Genomic DNA, 26034 nt, shown 5'->3' with positions numbered 1-26034 from the left:
AATAAAAAAACACTTACTATCAAATAAATATGTAACAATTACAAATATCGATAATAAGATAAAACAATTATTGCAATCCCAATAACAATCATAGGAAAAGACAAAATTTGCCCCATACTAATTAATCCTTGAAATAAACCTAAATGAAAATCCGGTTGACGAAAAAATTCCACAATAACACGAATAACTCCATAAAAAAATAAAAATAAACCAGAAATAGTTCCTACTGGAAGCGACTTCTTTATTAAAAAATTAAACATGATAAACAAAAACACTCCTTCCAAGAACATTTCATATAATTGAGATGGATGTCTGGGCAACATCCCATAATAATTAAACAGAGAAGATAAATTAGAATCAGATGATGCTAATAAAATATCTTGATCTCTGGCATTAGGAAATAACATAGCCCAAGGAGTATTAATAGTTACACGTCCCCATAATTCACCATTAATAAAATTACCTAATCTACCAGCACCTAAACCAAAAGGAATGGCTGGAATGACAAAATCTGATACCTGAAAAAAATTACGTTTAGTAGAATATGAAAACCAAATTAATACAACTATTACCCCTATTAAACCACCATGAAAAGACATACCACCTTCCCAAATCTTAAACAAAAAAAATATATTTTCAAAATAAAAATTATAAGCATAAAATAAAATATAACCAATACGACCACCTAATACAACACCCCAAAAACTCATAAATAATAAATGTTCAATTTCCCTTTTAGTCCAATTACTATTAACTGATTTAATACGATAACGTAAAAAACACATAACAAATAAAAAACTAATAAAATACATAAATCCATACCAATAAAATGAAATTGGACCTATAGTAAAAATTACTGGATTGATTTTAGGAAATACTAAATAATTTATTAACATCGCAAAATATCCAACTTATAATCCAAACAAAATACTCAACTAATTAAATAAACATATATAATTAATCAGATATATACACAAAACGAACACTTTAAGATCATATTATGTTAATAAAAAAATAATATTTAATCATGTCATACCAATTATGATATTTACAAAATAGAATAAAACAAAACAACTACATTACTAACAAAAAATATAAATAAAATAAAATACTTAAACAAAAACCACCGTGCATATATTTACAATCAATCATCACTGTATTGAATTATAACATTTGAAAATTCCTTTAAAACTTTCCGGTAAACATGTCGTTTAAAAATAACAATTTGATTAACCGGATACCAAAAACTTACCCAACGCCAATCATCAAATTCACAACTTCCACCCTTATTCAAATTAATTAATGCATCTTGACAAATAAGTTGCAATAAAAACCACTTTTGTTTTTGTCCAATACACATAGGACTAACATTACGTCGTATTAAACGCTTAGGTAATTTATAACTCAACCAATAACGAATCGAAGACAACATACGTACATCATTACGATTTAAACCAACTTCTTCAAATAACTCTCTGTACATTGCTTCTTCAGCAGTTTCTCCATACTTAATACCACCTTGAGGAAACTGCCAAGAAAATTCTCCATACCTTCGAGCCCATAATACCTGCCTATGAAAATTACAAATAACAATACCAACATTCTGGCGGTAGCCATTTTCATCAATCACTAGACTACTACCTCAATTATTTAAATAAAATATCTTCTGTTATCATGTTATAACTGTAAAATACTATACCTATACTAAATTATTTTAAATTAATAATAACATGTACAAAAACAACCACACTACGCAACTAATCATTAAATATCTAAATATAAAAAATGATATTTCTAAATTATATATAATAACATTATTACTTTAAATTAATCATATTAAACTATATTAATACAAAATATAATTACAAAAATTTTTATTTACCAGCAACTTAAGTATAACCATAACAACATTCACAATATAACAAAAACGATAACATAATCTAATCAATTAACTTGATATCTTAATCATAATAAAAATATTAAGATTATACCTTACAACACAAATATTAAAAATTATAATACAACGAAAATAATATCTATTATACCGTTAAATAAAAAAATAAACAAAAATAATAAAAACTTTCTCAAAAAAACAAATTAACTATAATAACTTAAAAAATAAAGTTTATTAGAAATCACAACATAAATAAAAATAAATACTTATGATATTAACATCATACTATAACCAAAATTTAGTGTTTTAAAATAAATACATACTGTTCTAATAAAATAATAAAAAATAAACACATGTTTTAAAATAAATTAATTATTATTCAATAAACACTTTACTTGAGTAAATTAATTTGATAAAGTCATTCATTTATTTAAATTAAAAAATAATATTCTTTAACATATAGATTAATTATTTTAAGTTTTCCGTTTAATGTATTATCATCAGATACCACATAGTTTCCTAAAAGTAAGCATTTTTGGCCTAGGCAGTATGACTTTTGGCGAACAAATTAAAGAAAAAGATGCTCATTGTCAATTAAATTTCGCGATTAATGCTGGCATAAATTTTATTGATACAGCAGAAATGTATCCCGTTCCTTCTCGTCCTGAAACCCAAGGCTTATCAGAAAAATATATCGGCAACTGGTTAAAAAAACATAACATTCAACGCGATAAACTTGTAATAGCTAGCAAAGTATCTGGTCCAGCAAAAAAAATAAACACAGCTATTCGACATAATCAAATTCTTGACTATAAAAATATTCATTTAGCATTAGAAAACAGTTTGCAAAGACTAAAAACAGATTACATAGATTTATATCAAATACATTGGCCGCAACGTACCACAAATTGTTTTGGAAAATTAAACTATCAATATGTTAATGAACAACTGCCAGTTACCTTGTTAGATACACTAGAGGCGTTAAATAAAGAAATTAAAAATGGCAAAATTCGTTACATAGGAATATCTAATGAAACCCCATGGGGTGCTCTTTCATATCTACAATTAGCAGAAAAATATAATTTACCACGTATTATAACAATACAAAATCCTTATAGTTTATTAAATCGTAGCTTTGAAATAGGACTCGCTGAAATCAGTCAATTTGAAAAATTAGAATTAGTAGCGTATTCTAGCTTAGCATTTGGTACACTAACAGGAAAATATTTAAATAACACTTTCCCAAATAATGCTCGAAATACATTATATAAAAAATATTTCACTAGATATAATTCATTACAAGCTCAACAAGCTATTACTGAATATGTAGCATTAGCTGAATTAAATAATTTAGACCCTGCACAAATGGCTCTTGCTTTTGTGAGACAACAACCTTTCGTTGCATCAATTTTATTAGGAGTAACCTCGATAAAACAATTACAATCTAATTTAAATAGTCTTACGCTAAATTTAAGCCAAAATATTCTTTCTGCATTAGAACAAATTCATACTCGATTCACTATACCAGCACCGTAATTTTTATATACAATACATTCTATTCTCACAATAAGATTAAAATAACAGAAAAAAAACAATGTCTTCCTCCCTAACTCATGATATATAAAGATATCATACATTTATTACAAAAAAACATAAAACAAAATAATTATTTTAATTACTTAATTAATTAACTTTATTCCTATTCCTCTAAAACAAATAACTCTTGCATTAATTGCCTTCTACGTATTTCACGTACTTTACCGCCTTCAAATAATACTTCTGGTAACAACGGACGACTATTGTAATTAGAAGACATTGAAGAGCCATAAGCACCTGTATCATGAAAAATCAAATAATCACCTACTTTAACTTCTGGTAATTTACGTGGTAAAATTTTACCTTCAGAATCTTGAGTAAAAACATCACCAGATTCACATATTGGACCACCTATTACAGTATCATAAAATGGTCCTGCAAAAATATCACGATCATCTGCTGGTAATAATGAAATGCGATGATAACTGCCATACAAAACTGGACGTACAAAATCATTAAAACCTACATCTACCAAAACAAAATAACGACGACCAATACTTTTAACAGCTCTTACTTGAGATATTAAAACTCCAGACTCTGCCATGATAAATCTTCCAGGTTCTATTTCTAATGCAATAGGATGTTCCAAATATTGACTAATTTGTTGCCTCGCCGCATCCCACAAACTAAAATAATGTTTAATATTTACACTTTGATCTATAATATCATAAGGTACAGAAATACCTCCACCTGCAGAAATGGCTGTAAAATCTTCTCCGCAAGTCAATGCTTGTTCCACCATAGCATCACATACTTTAGATAAGTGTTCATAATTCACGCCAGAACCAATATGCATGTGTAATCCTACTAAATGAAGATCATAACGTCTAACACATTCAATAGCTCTAGATAAATCTTTATACCAAATACCATGTTTACTATTCACCCCCCCAGTACTAGTTTTTTGATGATGACCATGACCAAAACCAGGATTAATACGTAACCATACTCTATGTCCTGGAGAACATTTCCCAAGTTGATTTAACATATCAATAGATCCAGCGTTAACAGGAATTTTAAATTCTACAATTTTAGATAAAGTTAATAATTCTAATATATCCGCAGTAAAAACTATTTCATCATCATCTTGTGATTGAAAACCAGCTAATAATGCACGCTCAATTTCACCTAACGAAACTGCATCTACCTTAACACCATTATATTTCATTAAACGCAGAATATGAATATTAGAACAAGCTTTCTGAGCAAAACGTATTACATCAAATTGTTGTAATTGTTTAATACGATTAATAATTATTTCTGCCTCATAAACCCAAACAGGCCCATTATATTTTTGATATATGACCTTTAAATTTGAAGCATTTAAAGCACTTTGTGTAGTATAAATATTATGTAACATCGAAAATATCTCACAAAACAAAATCAATTCTTAAATTAAAATATATAATTAATTAATATTTCATCAACTAAAGAAACACTATATACTTACAATGAATTACAATACTTAATAAGTAATGTTTTTTAATATTTGATAATCCTAATATCTATATTTTTAATTATCTTACTTATAATAATAATATAAATAAAAATTAATAATTTATTGTTGTATATATTCTATATTGTTTGATTATTAAACAACACTTAACGCCAACTAATATTCATTTAATAACTGAATCAACATAATATCAATATATTGTATGATATTTCATAATACTTTTTACAATTACATTAAATACAATTAAAATTAAAATATAAAAAATGTATGAAATAATATAAATAATAATATTAATAAATATTTTTAAATTAAGTTAATTAAGTTATTAATAATATAAGCAATAGCAAAAAATACAATATGTATTAAATAACAATAAATCATTAAATATAAATTCAAATAAAAACTTTTCTACTATATTTTTAACAATCATTATAATAACTAAAATAAATATTTTATAACTAAAAAAATAAAATTAATTATATTACATTATCATAATCAAAAATATCTATCAAAAAAAATACTTAATATAAGCTAATTAAAATTAATATTCTAATAATTAGTTCATTTTTGCTTACGTAAAATTGGAAATAAAATAACATCACGAATAGTATGAGTATTTGTAAACAACATTACCAATCGATCAATGCCTATACCAACACCAGCCGTAGGGGGTAAACCATGTTCTAAAGCAACAATATAATCCTCATCATATTCTAAACGATGATTAACATCATTATTTTTACCATTATTACTTTGTTTAATAAAACGTGACTTTTGATCTTCAGCATCATTTAATTCTGAAAATCCATTACCTATCTCATAACCTCCACAAAAAAATTCAAAACGATCCGACAATAAACAATCATTATCATTACGACGAGCTAAAGGAGAAACTTCTACTGGATATGAAGTAATAAAAGTAGGTTGAATAAGATGACGAACCACTGATTCTTCAAAAACTGCTGTCTGAATACGTCCCACTCCCCATGTTGGATTAATTTTTATCCCAAGTGAACGGGCCATGGAAATAATAACCAGTCTATCATCTATATCTTGAAATTCCATTTCTGGCTTGTAATAATGAATAGCTTCTTTCATGGTCATTTTAATAAATGGTTTACCAAAATCAAAAATCCAATCACCATACTTTACACAACTAGTGCCCAAAACACGTTGAGAAACAACACAAAATAACTTTTCAATCAATATAATCAAATCACGATAATCAGCATAAGCCATATAAATTTCCATCATAGTAAATTCAGGATTATGATAAGAAGATAATCCTTCATTACGAAAATTACGATTAATTTCAAATACTTTTTCAAATCCACCTACTACTAATCTTTTTAAATATAACTCCGGCGATATACGTAAATATAAATTTATATTCAAAGCATTATGATTAGTAATAAATGGACGTGCCGAAGCACCCCCGGGAATATTCTGCATAATTGGAGTTTCAACTTCCATAAAATCATGTTCTAACATAAATTTTCTAATTTCTACTAAAATCAAAGAACGAATTTTAAAAATCTTTCTAGATTTTTCATTAGAAATTAAATCTAAATATCTTTGACGATATCTAATCTCTTGATCTATTAAACCATGAAATTTATTGGGTAGAGGACGAATTGCTTTAGTTAATAAACGAATCATTGTACAAAAAACCGATAATTCTCCAGTACGAGTTTTAAATAAAAATCCACAAGCACCTAAAATATCTCCTAAGTCCCACTTCTTAAACTCCTTGTTATATAAACCTGCAGGTAATTTATTGTACACAACATATAACTGAAGACAACCAGTCATATCCTGTAACGTAACAAATGATGCCTTGCCCATAATACGTCTACTTACCATACGACCAGCAACATTAACTTCAATATTTAATTTCAATAATTCTTGATTACTTTTTTTGCCATATTGTTCGAACAATTGATTAGAAACAAAATTACGACGAAAATCATTAGGAAATGCAACACCTTGTTTACGTAATAATAAAAGTTTCTTTCTACGCAAAAATACTTCATTATTTATATCTAAATCACTAACTAACATATCTTTATTCAAACATATTTTACACATCATATATTACCTTTATAAACCTGCCTTAATGCTTGCTTCAACAAATTTATCTATATAACCGTTTAATACGGCCTTAATATCACATATTTCAATAGCAGTACGCAAATCCTTAACTCTGGAAGCATCTAAAATATAAGATCGTATTTGATTTCCCCATCCAATTGTAGATTTGTTATCTTCTAATATTTTTTTTTCCATATTTTTTTTTTGTAATTCAAATTTATATAATTTAGCCCGCAATTGTCTTAACGCTTGCTCTTTATTTTTATGCTGAGACCGATCACTTTGACATTGTGTAACGATATTTGTAGGTAAATGAGTTATTCGCACCGCGGATTCTGTTCTATTAACATGTTGTCCTCCTGCACCAGAAGAACGATAAACATCAAAGCGCAAATCAGAAGGGTCTAATTTTATACTAATATCAGTATGTATATCTGGGTATACATACACAGAACAAAAAGAAGTGTGTCGACGACCGCTAGAATCAAAAGGACTTTTACGCACTAACCGATGTATCCCTGTTTCGGTACGTAACCAACCATAAGCATAACTACCACTTACTTTAATAGTCACTGATTTTAAACCAGTAATTTCCCCCACAGATTCTTCAATAATTTCACTTTTAAAACTTTTCATTTCTATCCAACGCAAATACATTTTTAATAACATATAGGCCCAATCTTGTGCCTCTACACCTCCTGAACCAGATTGAATATCTACATAACAATTAACATGATCATATTCATGAACAAACATACTTTGAATCTCTAATTTATACAATTTATTTTCTAAAATAGATAATTCCTTTTCTATGTCACAACACAAATCTCCATCTTTTTCAATAAAAGATAATTCTGACAATTTAGATAAATCCTCTAAATGCTGTGTAATTTCATCAATTTTTGTTATAATACTTTCTAGATAGGAACGTTCTTTACCTAAAGATTTTATTTGTTTAGAATTGTTCCATACACAAGGATTCTGAAATATATCAATAATATGCTTAAGACGTTTACTTTTAGATAAATAATTAAACTGCTCTTTGATAATATTTATTCTTTTTAAAACATCACTAATATTTTTTTTTATTACATTATACTCTAACATAATTTTTTTATTTCCGTTTTTGAATATATACATGTTATGTTGATTACTAATATTACATAAAATATATCAAAAAAAATTATTCCTGTACAAAACTATATAAAAATACAAAAATATTAAAAATATAATTTAACAAAAACAATAAAACCTTTAAATAACATTTAAAGCCCGTTATAAATATACAAATAAAAAAATATACTTAATTTTAATAAGAATAGCATATATAATTATATAATACCCATCATTTTCATAATTACTATAAATAATTACATGATCTCCAATATTATTTTATAAGAATATGATTTTATTACAATAATCATTGCACAAAATATTACATAAAAATTATATTATGTTTTTATAATATATTAACACAAAATAAATATATTTATATATTCTTGAAAATAATATTTTAATAAAAATTAAAAATAATATAAATCTAGTTACATCAAATTTCTGAATATAATACAATTGCATAACTTAATATTGATATCTTAATATAATACCAATAAATAATTATCAATATTATCATTCATACCGTTTTATTATTTATATAAAATTTTAAAAATATATTATAAATATATGATGCAATATATTCTACTTAATGAGAAAATATTATATGTATAATATGTAATATTAAGAACTAAAAACTCTATAAAAATCATGATACTAGAAAAAAAATACTTTACGCCTCAGATATCAACGCTATCTCACAATTTACCTTTAACTCTTATCTTTTTAAAAGAATGGTCATTAATAAAATTTACTGGTACAGATATACTTCAATATCTACAAGGGCAACTTACATGCAATATAAATAATTTAACTAAAAATTTTTACAATCTTACAGCATATTGCAATCCTAAAGGAAAACTCATTAGTAGTATGTATATTTTTTATCTAAAAACAGGTATAGGATGTATTCAGCGATTAAGCATTTGCCATAAACAAGTAACATTAATGAAAAAATATGCTATTTTTTCTAAAATTAATATAATAATAGATAATGAAACCATATTTTTAGGTTTTGCAGGACAAGGAGCAAGATCCACACTAAATTTATTATTTGATAAATTACCAAATGAAAAAAAAAAAATAATTTACTACAAAGACAGCACAATATTGCATTTTAATCTACCTAAAGAACGTTTCCTGATACTCACAAATAAAAAAATAAAAGACTCTCTAACAAAAAAATTTAAAAATAAAATAAATTTTAGTTATGATAATCAATGGAATATATTAGATATTGAGGCAGGATATCCAATAATCGATTCTAATACTAGCGAGTTATTTTTGCCACAAGAAACTAATATTCAGAATTTTAATGCCATAAGTTTTAATAAGGGATGTTATATCGGCCAAGAAATAATAACTCGAATGCAATTCAAAGGTATTCATAAACGTAAGCTATATTTATTATTTGGCAAAATAAGTCGTGTACCATTATCAGGAGAAAAACTAGAATACAAAAAAAATACAAACAATCACTGGACGATAGCTGGAACAATTTTATCCGCTTGTGCATTGAATCAAGGAACTGTATGGATTCAAGCTATACTAAATAGTTCTTTAAAAAAAAACACAATATTCAGATTACATAACTCAAAAAAAGATAATCAAATTACAATCCATTCATCATGCATGCAAAATTAAAAAATAAGAACTACAACACACAATATAAAATTAAATAATTTATTTACATTCATCACACAAAAATCATGTTTTACAAAACAAAATTAAAAATTTTTTTTACGTCATTAAATAAACATAAAAATATATTAAACGACGTGAATATGATTAATATTTTATAAAATTAAATCAATATAACATAACTAACAATTTTAATAATTAAAATAATAAACCTATATTATTCATATATGATTATTTTATTATCTATTTAACTAAATTAAACTTTTAATAAAATTATACAACAATTATCTTCTTAATATTACCGCAATCTATTAAAAGACAAAATTATCAAATCCCATAATCTTCCTAATCAATCGTAATCTTATACATGACGATCTATTAATCAATTGAAAACTACATAATCTCATCAACCTCTTTACTCGACAACTACCGTAAAAAAATGTACGCATCATATTTATAAAAATAAATAATCGAAAAATTTCCTGCCTACGTTTAATATTGTAAGATCCTGAATCACAAAAATAACCTATATCTTGTTTTTGTCTTTGTAATCTTATTATTTCTTCAAGTAAACTTTTAGCTTCCATAAAACATAAATTAATTTCATATCCAAATAATAACGGATATATAGTATAACTGGCATCACCTAACAAAACTAATCGAGATTGCACAAAATCCTTTACACATTGAATATTACATGCACTATATTGTCTTGTACCATACAATATACACCTACCTAAAATTACACCAAAAATTAACATAAGTTCAGTATTAAATTGTTCTTTAGAAAAGGATAATTTTGATTGTAATACATCAAAAGACAATAACCACAACATACAACACATATGAGGATCATTTAAAGGCAAAAAAATCAGTAATCCATCTTTATTAATAACTGTTCTAATAATATTTCCATGAATATTTTCTGTATAAATATTAGCCCACAAAATATAGTTCTGATGATCATGAAAAAATAATGGAATACTATAAAATCGTCGCAAAAAAGAATGAACACCATCGGCAGCAAAAAATAAACTACCAGACAAAGAATAAACATTATCAAAAGTAATCAATACTTTATTTTTACTTATAGCAATATTTTGTAAAAATCTATAATGAATTAAACTAATATTTGTTAATTGCTTGATGCGATGCCACAATGCTTCTTCAATAATTTTTTTTTCAATAATATATCCAAAATGCTTGTTCTCTAATTGAGAACCATCAAAAATAATTTTTCCAAAATTATTTTGTTCCCAACATTCTATACCGTAATAAGGATTTGATGCACGTATAATATTATTATTCCAAACATGTAAAATTTTTAAAAATTCACTATTAGCAATACTAATAATTGAAACACCAACATTAGACAATTGTATAACATTGTTGTTTTCAAAATTTCGATTACATAAAATAGCTACCCGAAATTTATTAGCAAGAGCACAAGCTAAAGTTAAACCAACTATATCTGTGCCGCTTATAATAATATCAAATATTTGTACTTGCATACATAATTCTTACAATCAAACCAAACATTAAACTAACGAACAATCCAAGAAAAAATAAATTGTTTGAATAAATTATGTAATAATGAACTATGAGACACAACAAAAAAACCTAGATTTCTAAATAAAATTAATGGGCAACGTCTATCACTAAACAAACGTACTATTTTATCTATATAATTCACTGTTATCTTTCTATCCAATATTCTATTTTGATAATACTTATTTAATACAACATAATCCCCTATATCGTCGCCACGCACACTAGCTGCTGCCAAAACCTTTGCTAAAGCCATAACATCTCGTAAACTAAGATTTAAACCTTGCCCTGCAAAAGGATGCAAAGTTTGCGCAGCATTGCCTATTAACACCAATCTATGAGCGATAGGTTTTTCGACAATATATGAACATAATGAATAATAATTACGTTGCCCCGTATCCATTATAAGTCCCAAACGCATCCCTAAAATATCTTGTAATACTTTACAAAATTGTTGTATTTTCCAAGAAGATATTTCTTCCTTCCATTTTTCTGGACAGCACCAGATAAGAGAGCTATGACCATGAGCAATCGGTAATAATGCTAGTGAACCGTATTCAGTAAATTTTTCAAAAGCACTATAATTATGAGGTAATGTAGTAATTATGTTACTAATTACTGCAATTTGTCGATAATTATATTTATCCCAGCGAATACCACATTTAAAAGCTAAAGACGAATGAGAACCATCAGCAACTACTAATAATTTAGAACATATTTCTGAACCATCATCCAACACAACCTTATTGACATTGTCTTTACGTTCAACTTTTTTTAAAATAGCAGGACAATACAACTTTATATTTAAAGAACAACATAATAAATCCAATAAACTAAGTTTAATTTTACGTAATTCAATTACATAACCTAAAAATAATAATTTATAATCGCTAGCAGAAATAATAATTTTCCCGTTATTTAAATAATTACTAATCTCTATCTTTTTAATAACAGTAGCATAAGGTGATAAAAAAGACCATATCCCTATTGAATCTAATGCAGAATATGTTCCCCAAGTTAATGCTATAGTACGCGAATCAAAACTAGGATGTTTAGCATCCTCAAATAAATGAGCAGAAATTAAATTAATTCTCATTTTACCTTTGGTTAATCGCGAAAGTATTAATGCTAAAAAAACACCAACAACACCGCCACCATTAATGACAATTGACATTTATAAACCCAATTTCACATACTTATTATAACATTAATGTATAAATAACAATTAAGATAATAATTTATAAAAATAAAAATCATTTATGTTAGCAATCTATATTAAGAATATCTATCAAAACATTTTTATTCAAATATCTTAAAATTTTATTGCTACATAATATATATAATTTTATTTTATGTAACTATACACACATAATATTTAAAAATAAAAATAAATAAACTCCATTCTTAATAAAATATTAAATTACTTTAAGATATTATATCATATAAAATCTTTATAATTTTTATAAAAACTAGTATATACATGATATATTTAAACAATATTATTATCCGAACATTAATAAAATTGACAAATATGCACTTATTAATCAAAATCAACATTTGATTTATCAATCTATAAAAAATTATAAATAATTAAAACAAAAGGGAAAATTAAAAATGTCTCTGGAAACTATAGAAATTCATCTTTGCGGTCGTGCATTAAAAGTTAATTGCCCTCCTAACCAACAAAACGCTTTATCTAAAGCTGCTGCAAATCTTAATAATCGTTTAAATATTCTTAAAGAACGTAGTAAAATAACTAATACCGAACATTTAGCCTTTATTACTGCATTAAATATATGTCATGAACTAGAAGAAGAAAAAAATAAAATAAAAGCATATGCAAATAATATGGAAAAACACATTCGTCTACTTCAAGAAACAATTGAACAATTGCTTATTAAACATCATTTAATCACTGAAAGTATTAATATTAATTTTAAGTAATAACAATAACTCAACCTATTTTTATAGATAGGCAAAACAAAACAATATCATGCTAATATCTTATATATCATAAATAAAAAATTTCAAATTATTATCATATTAAAATATAATAATTACAGATAATTAATAATATAAAATTTTACCTAAAATATGCAATATTTCCTTAAACATTTTACACATAACAAATCAATATAATTCTTTTAAACATTCACTTAATTATATTTAATAACAAAATTAATATATGAACAAATATTTAAAACGTAATGCTCTAAGAGAACATTTTCGTTCTATACGAAGAAAACAAACAACGCAACAAAAAAACATAGCTGCACATAAAATAACGAAATATATTATAAATAGTTATTTTATAAAACAAGCAAAAACTATTGCATTATTTATGTCTTTTAACAATGAAATTAATACCAACTTATTAATCAATAAATTACTGCAAAATAATAAAAAAATTTTTTTACCCGTAGTAAAAAATTCAAATAAATCTAAAAATTTAATATTTTCTGAATATACTCATACCACTCCCTTAATAAAAAACCAATTTAATATTCAAGAACCTCAATGGAATCAAAACACTTTAATTGACAAAAAAAAAATAGATATTCTATTTGTGCCATTAATAGCGTTTGACCAATATGGTAATAGACTTGGTTCAGGTGGTGGTTTTTACGATATTATTTTAAAAAATTGGCAAAAAAATCATACTTTCATTCCTATAGGACTCGCGTATGATTGCCAATTAAGCAAAAAAAATATACCTACAACACCACGGGATATAGCATTACCTGAAATAATCACCCCATCCTACCACTGGATTTGGCATAATAAAAAATAAAATACTATAGTTGTACAATGACATTGATGACTATCATTATAAAATTTTTAATAAACTTCATAAAACTAAAGAATTATACAAATAAAACATATGTCTAATATCAATCAAAATGCTTGTTAATAATATTTTAAAATTTAAACACTAAAATTATATAGAAATAAAACAAAACATAAAAAAATCTATTTTAATATCCAATAATAATGTAATATTTCCATTATCATTCACAATAATAAAACTAATCAATTATTTCCACACCTTTATCACTACCAATCAACACCACATCTGCAACCCGACGCGCAAACACTCCAACTGTTACTACACCAGGAATATTATTAATTTTTTCCTCTAACATAACAGCATCAAATATCTTCAAATTATAAACATCCAATATATTGTTTCCATTATCCGTTATAACACCACATCGATATTTTGGGTAACCACCTAAACGTCTTAATTCACGTGATACAAAAGAACGTCCCATTGGAATTACCTCTACTGGTAATGGGAAATTACCTAAAATATCTACTCGCTTGCTAATATCTATAATACAAATAAATCTACATGCTGCAGCCGCAATTATTTTCTCTCTAGTTAAAGCACCACCACCACCCTTAATCATTTGCATATTCTTATTAATTTCATCAGCACTATCAACATAAACATCTAGTGTATCAATATCATTAAGGTCAAATAAAGTAATACCTAATTTTTTCAATTTAACTGACGAAATATCAGAACTAGACACCGCTCCTTTGATAAAAGTTTTAGCAGTAGAAAGAGCTTTAATAAAATAAGAAACAGTAGAACCACTACCAACACCTACAATACTTTCAGGTTGAATATAATTTAATGCTGCCCATCCCACTGCCTCTTTAAATACATTTTTTTTCATATAAACTCCTTTTATATATCCTTATTATATGCGAGGATCCCAAAGTATTATTACTAAAATAATTTACTTTTATATTTATATAATGTATAATCACAAAGTGTCGTTTTTAAATTAACAGCTTAACCCGATGAAACATAATTAGGAGTTACATATCAAATCAGAAATTTTTTCAAAAATACAAAAAATAAATTATTGTCTATTAACAACTAAATTAATTTAAATACCCTATACATTATTATAAAACATTAATAGCATTTAAATCTTTAAAGACTGATTCCAAACGCTCGATCATTGATAATTGAGCAGCACGAATCCAAATGCGTGGATCATAAAATTTTTTGTTCGGTAAATCAATGCCTTTTGGATTACCTAATTGACTATGAAGAAATAATTTGTTTTTTTCATAATATTTTAAAACCCCTTCCCAGGAAGCCCATTGCATATCAGTGTCAATATTTATTTTCACAACACCATAACCAATCGCTCGCTTAATATCTTTCAAAGTAGATCCAGAACCACCATGAAAAACCAAATTTAAAAATTTTTCTGGTACGCCAAATTTTTGAGTAACATATTTTTGTGAATGATCGAGAATTTCTGGCATTAATCTAATGTTTCCTGATTTATATACACCATGCACATTGCCAAAAGATGCTGCTATAATAAACCTTGGGCTAATTACACTTAATTTTTCATACGCATATGCAACATCTTTTGGATGAGTATACAATGTAGATTGATCTAAATAATTATTATCAATACCATCCTCTTCTCCACCAGTAGAACCTAACTCTATTTCCAAAGTTAACTTTAATCTAGACATACGAACTAAATATTTAGCGCTAATTTCTAAATTATCTTCTAAAGATTCTGCAGATAAATCTATCATATGAGAAGAAAATAAAGGTTTACCTGTAATAGCAAAATGCTTTTCACTCGCATCTAATAAACCATCAAGCCACGATAATTTACTTTTTACACAATGATCAGTATGTAAAATTACAGGAACGCCATAATAAGCAGACACCCGATGAACATGTAACGCACCAGAAATAGCACCAAGTATAGATGCAGTTTGGTCTTGAAATTTTAAACCAGTGCCAGCCATAAAAGCAGAACCACTATTAGAAAATTGTACAATAATCGGCGAAGAAACCTTAGCGGCCGTTTCTAATACTGCATTAATTGAATCTGTACCTATACAATTAATTGCTGGTAATGCAAAATTATTTTTTTTAGCAACAGCAAATATTTTTTGCACCTCATCTCCTGTTATAACTCCAGGATGTATAAAATTAGAAATTTTAACCATCTTAACGCACTACCTATATAATTAAACATCACGATGTATAAATTACAATAACATAAAACAAATTAAATGATAAAATGACTAATATAAATATTTTATATGATCTTCAAGCATAGCTATTGATGGAAAATGTTTACCCTCAACAAATTCAAGAAACGCTCCACCACCAGTAGAAATATAAGAAATTTGATCTGCAATACCAAATAAATCAATAGCCATCAATGTATCTCCACCACCAGCTACAGAAAATGCATTACTTTGAGCAATAGTCTTGGCGATAACTTCTGTACCATAACGAAAATTAGGAAATTCGAAAACTCCAACAGGACCATTCCAAATAATAGTTTTAGCATCTTTAATAATTTTCGTTATTTGTTTAATAGAAGAATCTCCTAAATCTAATATTTGTTCGTTATCCTCAATATTATCAATATATTTCAGAATTCCACAAGAAGTTTCAGAAAATTCTGTAGCTACACGTACATCAATAGGTATGGGTATATCACAATTCTCCAACAATCGACGAGCTGTCGATACTAACTCTTCTTCATATAAAGATTTTCCTACATTATTACCTTGAGCGGCAATAAAAGTATTAGCAATACCACCTCCTACTATTAAATAATCAGCAACTTTTGATAAAGATTCTAAAACAGTTAATTTAGTTGATACCTTAGATCCTCCAACAATAGCGACCATGGGTCGAGATGGGTTATCTAATACTTTGCTCAATGCTTCTATTTCACTTAACAACAATTGTCCTCCACAAGAAACTGGAGCAAATTTAGCTAATGCATGAGTAGACGCTTGTACACGATGGGCAACACCAAAAGCATCCATAACAAAAATATCGCACAATTTAGCATACTTTTTCGCCAACACTTCATCATCCTTTTTTTCACCTTTGTTAAAACGTACGTTTTCCAATAACACCAATTCTCCTGCACTTATAGTTATACCATCAAGATAATCTTTAACAAAACGCACATTTACTGCATGATCAGCTAATTTCATTTTCAAATAATTAGCTACCGGTTCTAAAGAAAATTTACTATTATATTCTCCTTCAGTAGGACGTCCAAGATGGGACGCTACCATAACACATGCTTTCTGCTTTAAAGCAGTTATAATAGCGGGAAATGATGCACGTATGCGTGCATCAGAAACAATTTCTCCATTCTTTATAGGAACATTTAGATCAGAACGAATAAGAACACGTTTATTCATTAAATCTAAATCAGTCATCTTAATAATATCCATACAGTAAATCCTCTATATGCAAGATACGTAAAACATTAATTAGTTTATACTTGTATTTAAATCACAACAAAATGACATATATGCAATGTAAATCTTTAAGAACCTAAATTATATGTAAATAAACATAAAACAAACAACTTGTTAAAAATTAAAAAACTTTTTTATACAATAAAAACATAAAATACACAAATATCTCACTGAAAAAAAAACTCTATAATAAATTAAATAAAGCAAATACTTATGACAAAAACTAAAAATACAAGACAAAAATGATAATACTTATCATCAAGATTAAGTGAACACTGCTACTACTAACTTATTACAAATATTATAATATTAAATAGTCGCTAAAGTAACATTACATTATATTAGATTTATATAACATGCAAAAACATACAATAATATACATACATTAATCCTCGTTACCCCAAGATTATTCTATTATTATAATTATATTATAAAAATAACACTTAATATTATACAAGTCTTATAATATAAAACTATATATCACTAAACTCTTGATAACATTAAATCAAAAAACTAATCACTCAATTGCTTATAAAAAATTAACATCATATATTATAATGTTCAACATCGCGACAAAGCAAAAAAAAATCACATAATAACTATAACTTACTATTATTGATGCACTAATACGTTTTACCTATATTGACCTATATATCTACATCAGATCTATATCTACAATAATTTAAACATTATGCTAAAATAATTAAAAACTAAGAACATAAATGTTGCATGTCATCACAATATGACTCAAAATTTTTTTAAAATCAAAACCACAAAACACTCACACAATTTATATATGCAAAACACTTCCAAACATTTAAAAATAAAAAACATGTATATTATGTTCTTTTTGCTGCTTGAATATAAAGCAACTCTAATGCTAATGTAGCAGCTGCTAAAGCAGTAATTTGGGCATAATCATGTGATGGTAATACTTCTACCAGATCCATGCCAATAATATTTAATGATTGCAAACCACGTAACAATTCAAGTACATAACAAGTAGTTAAACCACCAATTACTGGAGTGCCAGTACCAGGAGCAACAGAAGGGTCTAAACAATCAATATCAAAAGTTAAATAAACTGGTTTATCAGCAAAGATTTTTTTAATATTATATATCATATAATCAATTTTATATTTAAAAATTTGTTGCATGTTAAATATAGTAAACCCATGATTTTGATGATGAACAGTACGAACTCCAAACTGCACTGAATGAACAGGATCTATTAAACCCTCATTTAATGCATGAAATAATATAGTACCATGATCATACTTATTATTACAAACATAAGAATCAGTATGCGCATCAAAATGCAATATGGATATTTTGCCAAAAAATTTTGCATAAGATCGCAATAATGGCAAAGTAATATAATGATCTCCACCAAACGATAACATACGCTTATTAGATGCTAACAATTGTTCTGCATGAAATTGTAATTTACTAGTTAAATTTTCAACATTTCCAGTTTCAAAAATTAAATCCCCACAGTCCACTATTTTAAGTACATCGTTTATATTAAAATTCCATGGCCAACGACATCTTTCCCAAGCAAGATGTGTAGAAACTTGTCTAATCGCTGAAGGACCATACCTACTACCTGAATGACCAGATGTAGCTAAATCAAATGGAATACCCGTAATAACCCAATCATAATCCATATCATATGGACTAAATTCTAGTGGTAATCGCAAAAAACTAAAGGCGTTAGACATTATTAAAGACATTTCGTAATTATTAATAAAATGATTCATATTAATTGCAATTTGCTGGTCAAATATTTATTAGTATAAATTATAACAAATACTCTCCAACATTACTAATGAAACCTAAAAACTTACATCACATATTTTACTATAAAAAATCGTTAAAAAAAATTAATAGTATATATAAAAATATAATTATACGTTATATAAAATAGTATACCATGTAATGAAATAAAACATATAAAATTTACCCTTTAACATTTTTAATAAATTTAGATAACTAATATTATATTTTACAAATTACTAATATTTATCCTGTAACCTTCATATCAATAATCCAAAAAATTTAAAAATAAAAAATTGATAATTTCAATAAAAATATCTATATGATATCATTTGTGTTGTGAATTAAATCATGTATATTTAAAAAAACTTAAATAAACGAATATATTTTACATGTAAATAAAATATTCATACAATATCATAAAATAACTCTATAACATTAATAACTTTATATAAAAGTTATCTCAAAATTAATAAATTCAAGGCATAAAAATTATGACTGAAAATTTGTTTACATCTGAATCAGTTTCAGAAGGACATCCAGATAAAATTGCAGATCAAATTTCTGATAGCATATTAGACGCTATTATAGAACAAGATCCTAAATCACGAGTTGCATGCGAAACTTATATAAAAACTGGCATAGTATTAATAGGTGGTGAAATAACTACCAATGCACACGTAAATATTGAAGAAATTACACGCAATACTATTCGTAATATTGGTTATATACATGCCGATATGGGATTTGATGCAAACTCTTGTACAATTCTAAATATAATAAGCAAACAATTATCACCTGATATTAATCGTAATACAAATCATAATGATCCATTCCAGCAAAGTTCTGGTGACCAAGGATCAATGTTTGGTTATGCTACTAATGAAACAAATGTATTAATGCCAGCACCAATAACTTATGCACATCTTTTAGTAGCACGTAAATCAAAAGTACGTAAAAATGGCACGTTACCTTGGTTACGACCAGACGCTAAAAGCCAAGTCACTTTTATATATAAAAATAACAAAATAATTGGAATAAAAACTGTTGTCTTATCTATTCAACATACTCAAAACATATCTCTATCAACTTTAAGAGAAGCTGTTATGGAAGAAATCATCAAACCAGTCCTACCAACTAAATGGTTATCCTATAAAACTAAATTTTTCATTAATCCAGCAGGTCGTTTTATTATTGGTGGACCTATAGCCGATTGTGGACTAACTGGAAGAAAAAATATTGTTGATACATATGGAGGGATGGCTAGACATGGAGGTGGAGCACTTTCAGGAAAAGATCCATCTAAAGTTGATCGATCAGCATCTTATGGAGCAAGATATATAGCAAAAAATATAGTAGCAGCAGGTTTAGCAGATCGTTGTGAAATTCAAATATCCTATGCTATTGGCATGACACAACCAATTTCTATAAATATAGAAACTTTTGGTACAGAAAAAATTTCAATTAAAAATCTAACTATACTAATAAACAAATTTTTTGATTTACGTCCATATGGATTAATTACTATGCTAGATTTACTCAAACCCATATATCTTCAAACAGCAGCTTATGGTCATTTTGGACGAGAACATTTTTCATGGGAGAAAACAGACAAAGCAGAGATACTAAAAGATGCTGCAGGCTTAAAATCACATTCTTAGTTACATTTTGCCATTACAATAAATTTAAAAATAATAGTTAAAATACAAAACAAAACTACTATAATCTTCACTTCCTATGCTCAACAAACTATAACTTTACTCCATTGATCTGAATATCACAACAAATTATAAAATATACTTTCACTTTTATATATCAAAATATTTTATGAATCAAAAGATGCTACAAAAACAACCACTTACAAGTCTTCTCTGTAATAATTTATTTGATTATATCAAACCACTTGAATTATAAAACCAAATAATTGTTTAAATAAAATATCAAGTTAAGATTTAATTTACATACAAACTTAAAATAAATAACAGTTGACGTAAAATATATTACATTATATATTTTACAACGTTCTAAAGAACAAATAAAAAGCACAATCCTTAATCACACCACTTATGCATATTACGGATAGAAATTGTTACAATTTATCCAAAATTAAATTAAAATTATACCATTTACTTTACAATAGTTATTGTAGTATTTTAATACTTTTGTATTTACATTGTTGTCCTAGAATAAATAAAAAATATTATCTTTTTTAACAATTAAGTATTACATGAACTTTTAAAATCATTTTGTTGTCGCGTTCAGTATAAAAAATTTACACAAAAAACAATGATTTTTATATGATATTTTAAAATATGATACTATGCTTAGTAATTAAAATGAATTTACAAAATCACTTTCTAATAGCAATGCCATCTTTACAAGATCCATTGTTTAAACATGCGGTAATATACATTTGTGAACACAATAACGATGGTGCTATGGGAATTATTATTAATAAACCAGTGGAAAAATTCACTATTGAAAATATCTTAAATAATTTAAAAATAAAACCTACAAATCGTGACCCATCAATAAAATTAGATAAACCAATTTTTTCTGGAGGTCCATTAGCAGATGATCGAGGATTTATTTTACATACTCCTTGTAAAGGTTTTGGATCAAGCATTGATATTTCACCACACATGATGATCACTACTTCTAAAGATGTACTGGAAACTTTAGGCACTACAGCACAACCTGAAAATGTATTGATTGCCTTAGGATATTCCGGTTGGATACAAGGACAACTTGAACAAGAGCTATTACAAAACACTTGGCTAACTGTTCCAGCAAATAAAGAAATACTATTTAATACCCCTATTGCTGCAAGATGGATTGAAGCAGCAAAAATACTAGGTGTTAATATTCACAACATAACTAATCAACCAGGTCATGCATAAAATTATATATGACTAATATCATATCATTTGATTTTGGTATCAAAAGTATTGGCATTGCTGTCGGCCAACATATAACTTGTACTGCACAACCATTAACTTCATTACAAGCTAAAAATGGTATACCAAATTATCAATGTTTACTAAATATTTTAAACGAATGGCATCCTATTATTGGAATAATAGGATTACCATTAAACATCAATGGCACAGAACAACCATTAACTAATGTAACACGTAAATTTGCTAAATATTTAAATAAAAATTTCAACTTAAAAATAATAATGCACGATGAACGATTAACTACTATTGAAGCTCGAGACTTTTTATTTAAAAATGATGGTTATCACGCATTAAAAAAAAAACGCATAGACGCTGTTACAGCTGGAATTATTTTAGAGAGTTGGTTACAACAAAAATTATCAAAAAAAATTATACAAAAACATCTATTGTTATGTAAATATAAAAAACACTTAACAAAATTATATAACTAAATTAACATGACAAATAAATTAAAACAAACAAATCTAATCTTTGTTAAATTTAATACTGATAATAATATATTTTATTTTATCAACTAAATTTTTGAATAATCATCACATTGATAAATATCTGTAGGTTTCTTTCACCTATAATAAATATTATACATAAAATATGAAATATAAATGTTTTTTTAAAATACAATCCGGATATGTATACTGACCTTATTATTAAAAATAATATCATATTTATAAAACAACAAATTAATGATATTGCTCATCGTTATAGACGTAACCCTAAACAAATTTCATTTATTGCAGTTAGTAAAAATCAATCTATTAACACAATAAACAACGCTATATCTGCAGGACAAAAACATTTTGGCGAAAATTATATACAAGAAGGAGTAAAAAAAATACTATGGTGTAATAAACACATATTACATCAAAAACTAATCTGGCATTTTATCGGATCTATACAATCTAACAAAGTCAAATTCATTGCACAATATTTTGATTGGTGTCATACTTTGCACACTGCACGAATAGCATCATATCTAAACAAACATAGACCTGAAATACTTACGCCACTTAATATCCTTATTCAAATTAATATCAGTCATAGTAATAATAAATCAGGAATTCTTCCAAACCAATTACTAAATTTAGTAGAACAGATTATTATATATCCAAAATTAAAATTGCGAGGATTAATGGCTATCCCGGAAATTGAAAATAATTATAAGCAACAACTAAAAATATTTACAAAAATGTTTAAATTATTTCAACAACTAAAAAATAACCATCCTACGGTTGATACTTTATCAATCGGTATGTCAAACGATATGGAAGCAGCAATTGCTGCTGGTGGAAATTTATTAAGAATTGGAACTGCTATTTTTGGAAATAGATTAAAAAATTAAACACACAAAAATCCCCTGAGATAACATAAAACATTCAGTAATTACGATCATTTTATAACATACATGAACAATGTTAATAAAACATCTTAAATAAATAAACAATTAATAATCCATTTTCCTTAATATCAAAAAAATATCCATTATTATAAAACAAATATTAACATCATATGACAAAAAAATTCAAATTTAATATTATTCATGAATTTCTTAATTAAAATTACACCATTAATTAATACTATACAATTAATATATTACTACAAACATTATAATATATGCATGAAAAAATAAAAAATTTTAAACACAAACAACGTTACTAATTAATTTTTGTTCATTATATTAATGGTTAAACTATTTTACAAAAGCTAATAAAATAAATAATAAAATTTAATTTATATAAAACATATAATGTAACAAAAAATTAAAATTTAGCCATGTATAAATAAAAATTTCTCAGAATTTTATGTAAAATAGAAATTGTAATTATAAACTTTATATAATTGTAATTAAAATTAATTATATACATTAATTTATTTATTATACATTCAAAACTTAAATAAAAAATATATGCAAATAAAAATAATATTTACATAAACAAACATATATAATAAAACTATAAAATGTAAAAATAATATAAAAATACTTAAATATGAAAAGAATAATTTATTGTGTTTTTTTACAACAACTAGCTGAAGGATTAACAATCCAATCATATCCCGGAAAGTTAGGAAAGTATATTTATCAAAATATTTCTCAACAAGCATGGGATCAATGGAAAAGACACCAAACAATTCTAATAAACGAAAAAAAACTTAACTTAATTAATAACGATCATCGAAATTTTTTAGAAAAAGAAATGATAAAGTTTTTATTTACTTCAGAACAAACATCCAAAAAAAATCATTAATATCTAGTGATATCTACTAAATTAACCCTACTAACATTCATAAAAGAAAAAATATTCAAAAAAACAACATTATCTCTACACAAAAACAAATAAACATCTGTCACTAAAAATAAATTAACATAAAAACAAAAACAAACCACAATAACAAATCACTCATACTACGTCTTATAAATAAACAATGGTTTAGACTCACCAGATACTACCGAATCATCAATAATTACTTTTACCACACCTGTTTGAGAAGGTAATTCATACATAGTATCTAACAATAAATCCTCCATAATAGAACGAAGACCACGAGCTCCAGTTTTACGTAATAAAGTTTTTTTGACAATAGCAACTAAAGATGTATCGCAGAATTCTAATTCTATTCCATCCAAGCTAAATAAAACTTGATACTGTTTAACTAAAGCATTTTTAGGTTCATACAAAATTTTAATTAATGCTAATTCTTCTAATTCCTGCAATGTTGTTAAAATTGGTAGACGACCAACAAACTCAGGAATAAGCCCATATTTAATTAAATCTTTAGGTTCAACTTGAGATAATAATTCTGATTTTGAAAAAGTTTTTATAGAAATATTTCGTAAACTATTACCAAAACCAATACCACAATTAATAGTAAGTCGTTGTTTAATAATTTTATCTAATCCAAAAAATGTACCTCCACAAATAAAAAGAATATTTGAAGTATCAACATACAAAAAATCCTGTTGAGGATGTTTACGTCCTCCCTTAGGAGGTATTGCCGCCACAGTTCCTTCAATCAATTTTAACAATGCTTGCTGAACACCTTCCCCAGAAACATCACGAGTAATAGATGGATTGTCAGATTTTTTAGAAATTTTATCTATTTCATCGATATATATAATACCACGTTGTGCTTGAGAAATATCATAATCACATTTTTGCAGCAATTTTTGAATAATATTTTCTACATCTTCCCCTACATAACCAGCTTCAGTTAAAGTAGTTGCATCTGCTATAGCAAAAGGCACATCAAGAAATTTTGCTAATGTTTCTGCTAATAACGTTTTGCCACTACCTGTAGGACCAATTAATAATATATTGCTTTTATTTAAATTTATAGAATTACTATAACATTTGCTTTCATAAAGCAAACGTTTATAATGATTATATACAGCGACTGCAAGAATCTTCTTGGTTTTATCTTGATCAATAACATAATCATTTAAATAATTATAAATTTCATGAGGCGTTGGTAATTGTTTAAAATTACAATGTATTTCAAGTTCTTCACTATCTTTATTTAAAATATCATTACATAAAATCACACATTCATTACAAATACATACTGAAGGGCCAGCGATGATTTTAACTACTTTACGTTGCTCTTTATTACAAAACGAGCAACGTAATAACTTACTTGGATCATCGTTATACTTTTTTATCATTAAACAACCTCTTTGCATAAAA

21 protein-coding genes are annotated in these 26034 nt (G+C 26.2%); 9 read left to right on the top strand and 12 right to left on the bottom strand.

Going from position 1 to position 26034, the window contains the following annotated elements:
- Positions 1-38: 38 nt before the first annotated feature.
- Both lgt and rppH read right to left on the bottom strand, forming a co-directional pair.
- A complete protein-coding gene (gene lgt / locus BOBLI757_RS01340; protein ID WP_046304830.1) occupies positions 39-896 on the bottom strand; it encodes a prolipoprotein diacylglyceryl transferase in 858 nt (285 codons plus the stop codon).
- Between the two features lie 248 nt (positions 897-1144).
- On the bottom strand, positions 1145-1630 hold the full coding sequence (rppH, locus tag BOBLI757_RS01335) for an RNA pyrophosphohydrolase (protein ID WP_046304829.1): 486 nt from the start codon (positions 1628-1630) through the stop codon (positions 1145-1147).
- A gap of 753 nt (positions 1631-2383) precedes the next feature.
- On the opposite strand from rppH, the gene BOBLI757_RS01330 reads away from it, so the two are divergent.
- Positions 2384-3430, top strand: coding sequence for an NADP(H)-dependent aldo-keto reductase (locus BOBLI757_RS01330; RefSeq protein WP_046304828.1), 1047 nt, complete (start codon positions 2384-2386; stop codon positions 3428-3430).
- A gap of 163 nt (positions 3431-3593) precedes the next feature.
- On the opposite strand, the gene lysA is transcribed toward BOBLI757_RS01330, so the two are convergent.
- The 3 genes from lysA to prfB form a co-directional block, all read right to left on the bottom strand.
- Positions 3594-4850, bottom strand: coding sequence for a diaminopimelate decarboxylase (gene lysA, locus BOBLI757_RS01325; protein ID WP_046304827.1), 1257 nt, complete (start codon positions 4848-4850; stop codon positions 3594-3596).
- A 657-nt stretch (positions 4851-5507) separates the two neighbouring features.
- On the bottom strand, positions 5508-7007 hold the full coding sequence (lysS, locus tag BOBLI757_RS01320) for a lysine--tRNA ligase (protein ID WP_046305414.1): 1500 nt from the start codon (positions 7005-7007) through the stop codon (positions 5508-5510).
- Positions 7008-7046: 39 nt separating this feature from the next.
- Positions 7047-8144, bottom strand: a complete 1098-nt coding sequence (gene prfB / locus BOBLI757_RS01315) for a peptide chain release factor 2 (RefSeq protein ID WP_071840904.1) — start codon at positions 8142-8144, stop codon at positions 7047-7049.
- A 657-nt stretch (positions 8145-8801) separates the two neighbouring features.
- Between prfB and ygfZ the strand changes: the two genes are divergently transcribed.
- The gene (ygfZ, locus tag BOBLI757_RS01310) at positions 8802-9794 is read left to right on the top strand and encodes a tRNA-modifying protein YgfZ (RefSeq protein ID WP_046304824.1); all 993 of its coding nucleotides are present in this window, start codon (positions 8802-8804) and stop codon (positions 9792-9794) included.
- A 308-nt stretch (positions 9795-10102) separates the two neighbouring features.
- On the opposite strand, the gene BOBLI757_RS01305 is transcribed toward ygfZ, so the two are convergent.
- Positions 10103-11302, bottom strand: a complete 1200-nt coding sequence (locus tag BOBLI757_RS01305) for a Rossmann-fold NAD(P)-binding domain-containing protein (protein ID WP_046304822.1) — start codon at positions 11300-11302, stop codon at positions 10103-10105.
- A gap of 32 nt (positions 11303-11334) precedes the next feature.
- Positions 11335-12513, bottom strand: a complete 1179-nt coding sequence (gene ubiH / locus BOBLI757_RS01300; RefSeq protein ID WP_046304820.1) for a 2-octaprenyl-6-methoxyphenyl hydroxylase — start codon at positions 12511-12513, stop codon at positions 11335-11337.
- A gap of 440 nt (positions 12514-12953) precedes the next feature.
- Here ubiH and zapA point away from each other — a divergent pair, with 440 nt between their 5' ends.
- Both zapA and BOBLI757_RS01290 read left to right on the top strand, forming a co-directional pair.
- The gene (gene zapA / locus BOBLI757_RS01295) at positions 12954-13283 is read left to right on the top strand and encodes a cell division protein ZapA (RefSeq protein ID WP_046304818.1); all 330 of its coding nucleotides are present in this window, start codon (positions 12954-12956) and stop codon (positions 13281-13283) included.
- A gap of 241 nt (positions 13284-13524) precedes the next feature.
- The gene (locus BOBLI757_RS01290) at positions 13525-14130 is read left to right on the top strand and encodes a 5-formyltetrahydrofolate cyclo-ligase (RefSeq protein WP_046304816.1); all 606 of its coding nucleotides are present in this window, start codon (positions 13525-13527) and stop codon (positions 14128-14130) included.
- A 235-nt stretch (positions 14131-14365) separates the two neighbouring features.
- Here the strand turns inward: BOBLI757_RS01290 and rpiA are convergent, their stop codons facing one another.
- The 4 genes from rpiA to speB form a co-directional block, all read right to left on the bottom strand.
- Positions 14366-15022, bottom strand: a complete 657-nt coding sequence (rpiA, locus tag BOBLI757_RS01285; protein WP_046304814.1) for a ribose-5-phosphate isomerase RpiA — start codon at positions 15020-15022, stop codon at positions 14366-14368.
- A gap of 235 nt (positions 15023-15257) precedes the next feature.
- Positions 15258-16334, bottom strand: coding sequence for a class II fructose-bisphosphate aldolase (gene fbaA / locus BOBLI757_RS01280; RefSeq protein ID WP_046304812.1), 1077 nt, complete (start codon positions 16332-16334; stop codon positions 15258-15260).
- Positions 16335-16412: 78 nt separating this feature from the next.
- Positions 16413-17591, bottom strand: coding sequence for a phosphoglycerate kinase (locus BOBLI757_RS01275; RefSeq protein ID WP_046304810.1), 1179 nt, complete (start codon positions 17589-17591; stop codon positions 16413-16415).
- Between the two features lie 866 nt (positions 17592-18457).
- A complete protein-coding gene (gene speB, locus BOBLI757_RS01270) occupies positions 18458-19378 on the bottom strand; it encodes an agmatinase (RefSeq protein ID WP_046304808.1) in 921 nt (306 codons plus the stop codon).
- A 510-nt stretch (positions 19379-19888) separates the two neighbouring features.
- On the opposite strand from speB, the gene metK reads away from it, so the two are divergent.
- The 5 genes from metK (at position 19889) to BOBLI757_RS01245 (ending at position 24597) form a co-directional block, all read left to right on the top strand.
- The gene (gene metK / locus BOBLI757_RS01265; protein ID WP_046304806.1) at positions 19889-21055 is read left to right on the top strand and encodes a methionine adenosyltransferase; all 1167 of its coding nucleotides are present in this window, start codon (positions 19889-19891) and stop codon (positions 21053-21055) included.
- Between the two features lie 675 nt (positions 21056-21730).
- On the top strand, positions 21731-22294 hold the full coding sequence (locus BOBLI757_RS01260) for a YqgE/AlgH family protein (protein WP_046304804.1): 564 nt from the start codon (positions 21731-21733) through the stop codon (positions 22292-22294).
- An 8-nt stretch (positions 22295-22302) separates the two neighbouring features.
- Positions 22303-22785: a Holliday junction resolvase RuvX gene (gene ruvX, locus BOBLI757_RS01255; RefSeq protein WP_071840885.1), complete on the top strand. Its 483-nt coding sequence runs from the start codon at positions 22303-22305 to the stop codon at positions 22783-22785.
- 197 nt (positions 22786-22982) lie between these two features.
- A complete protein-coding gene (locus BOBLI757_RS01250; RefSeq protein WP_046304802.1) occupies positions 22983-23693 on the top strand; it encodes a YggS family pyridoxal phosphate-dependent enzyme in 711 nt (236 codons plus the stop codon).
- A 646-nt stretch (positions 23694-24339) separates the two neighbouring features.
- Positions 24340-24597 (top strand): oxidative damage protection protein, encoded by a 258-nt coding sequence (locus BOBLI757_RS01245; RefSeq protein WP_046304799.1) that lies wholly within the window; start codon positions 24340-24342, stop codon positions 24595-24597.
- A 158-nt stretch (positions 24598-24755) separates the two neighbouring features.
- Here BOBLI757_RS01245 and clpX read toward each other — a convergent pair whose 3' ends face one another.
- Positions 24756-26012 (bottom strand): ATP-dependent Clp protease ATP-binding subunit ClpX, encoded by a 1257-nt coding sequence (gene clpX, locus BOBLI757_RS01240; RefSeq protein ID WP_046304798.1) that lies wholly within the window; start codon positions 26010-26012, stop codon positions 24756-24758.
- Positions 26013-26034 lie beyond the last annotated feature (22 nt).

The organism is Blochmannia endosymbiont of Camponotus (Colobopsis) obliquus (assembly GCF_000973545.1).
Classification (GTDB): Bacteria; Pseudomonadota; Gammaproteobacteria; order Enterobacterales; family Enterobacteriaceae; genus Blochmanniella.
The sequence above is the reverse complement of the archived record's forward strand: the minus strand, read 5'-3'. Positions and strand labels throughout refer to the sequence as shown.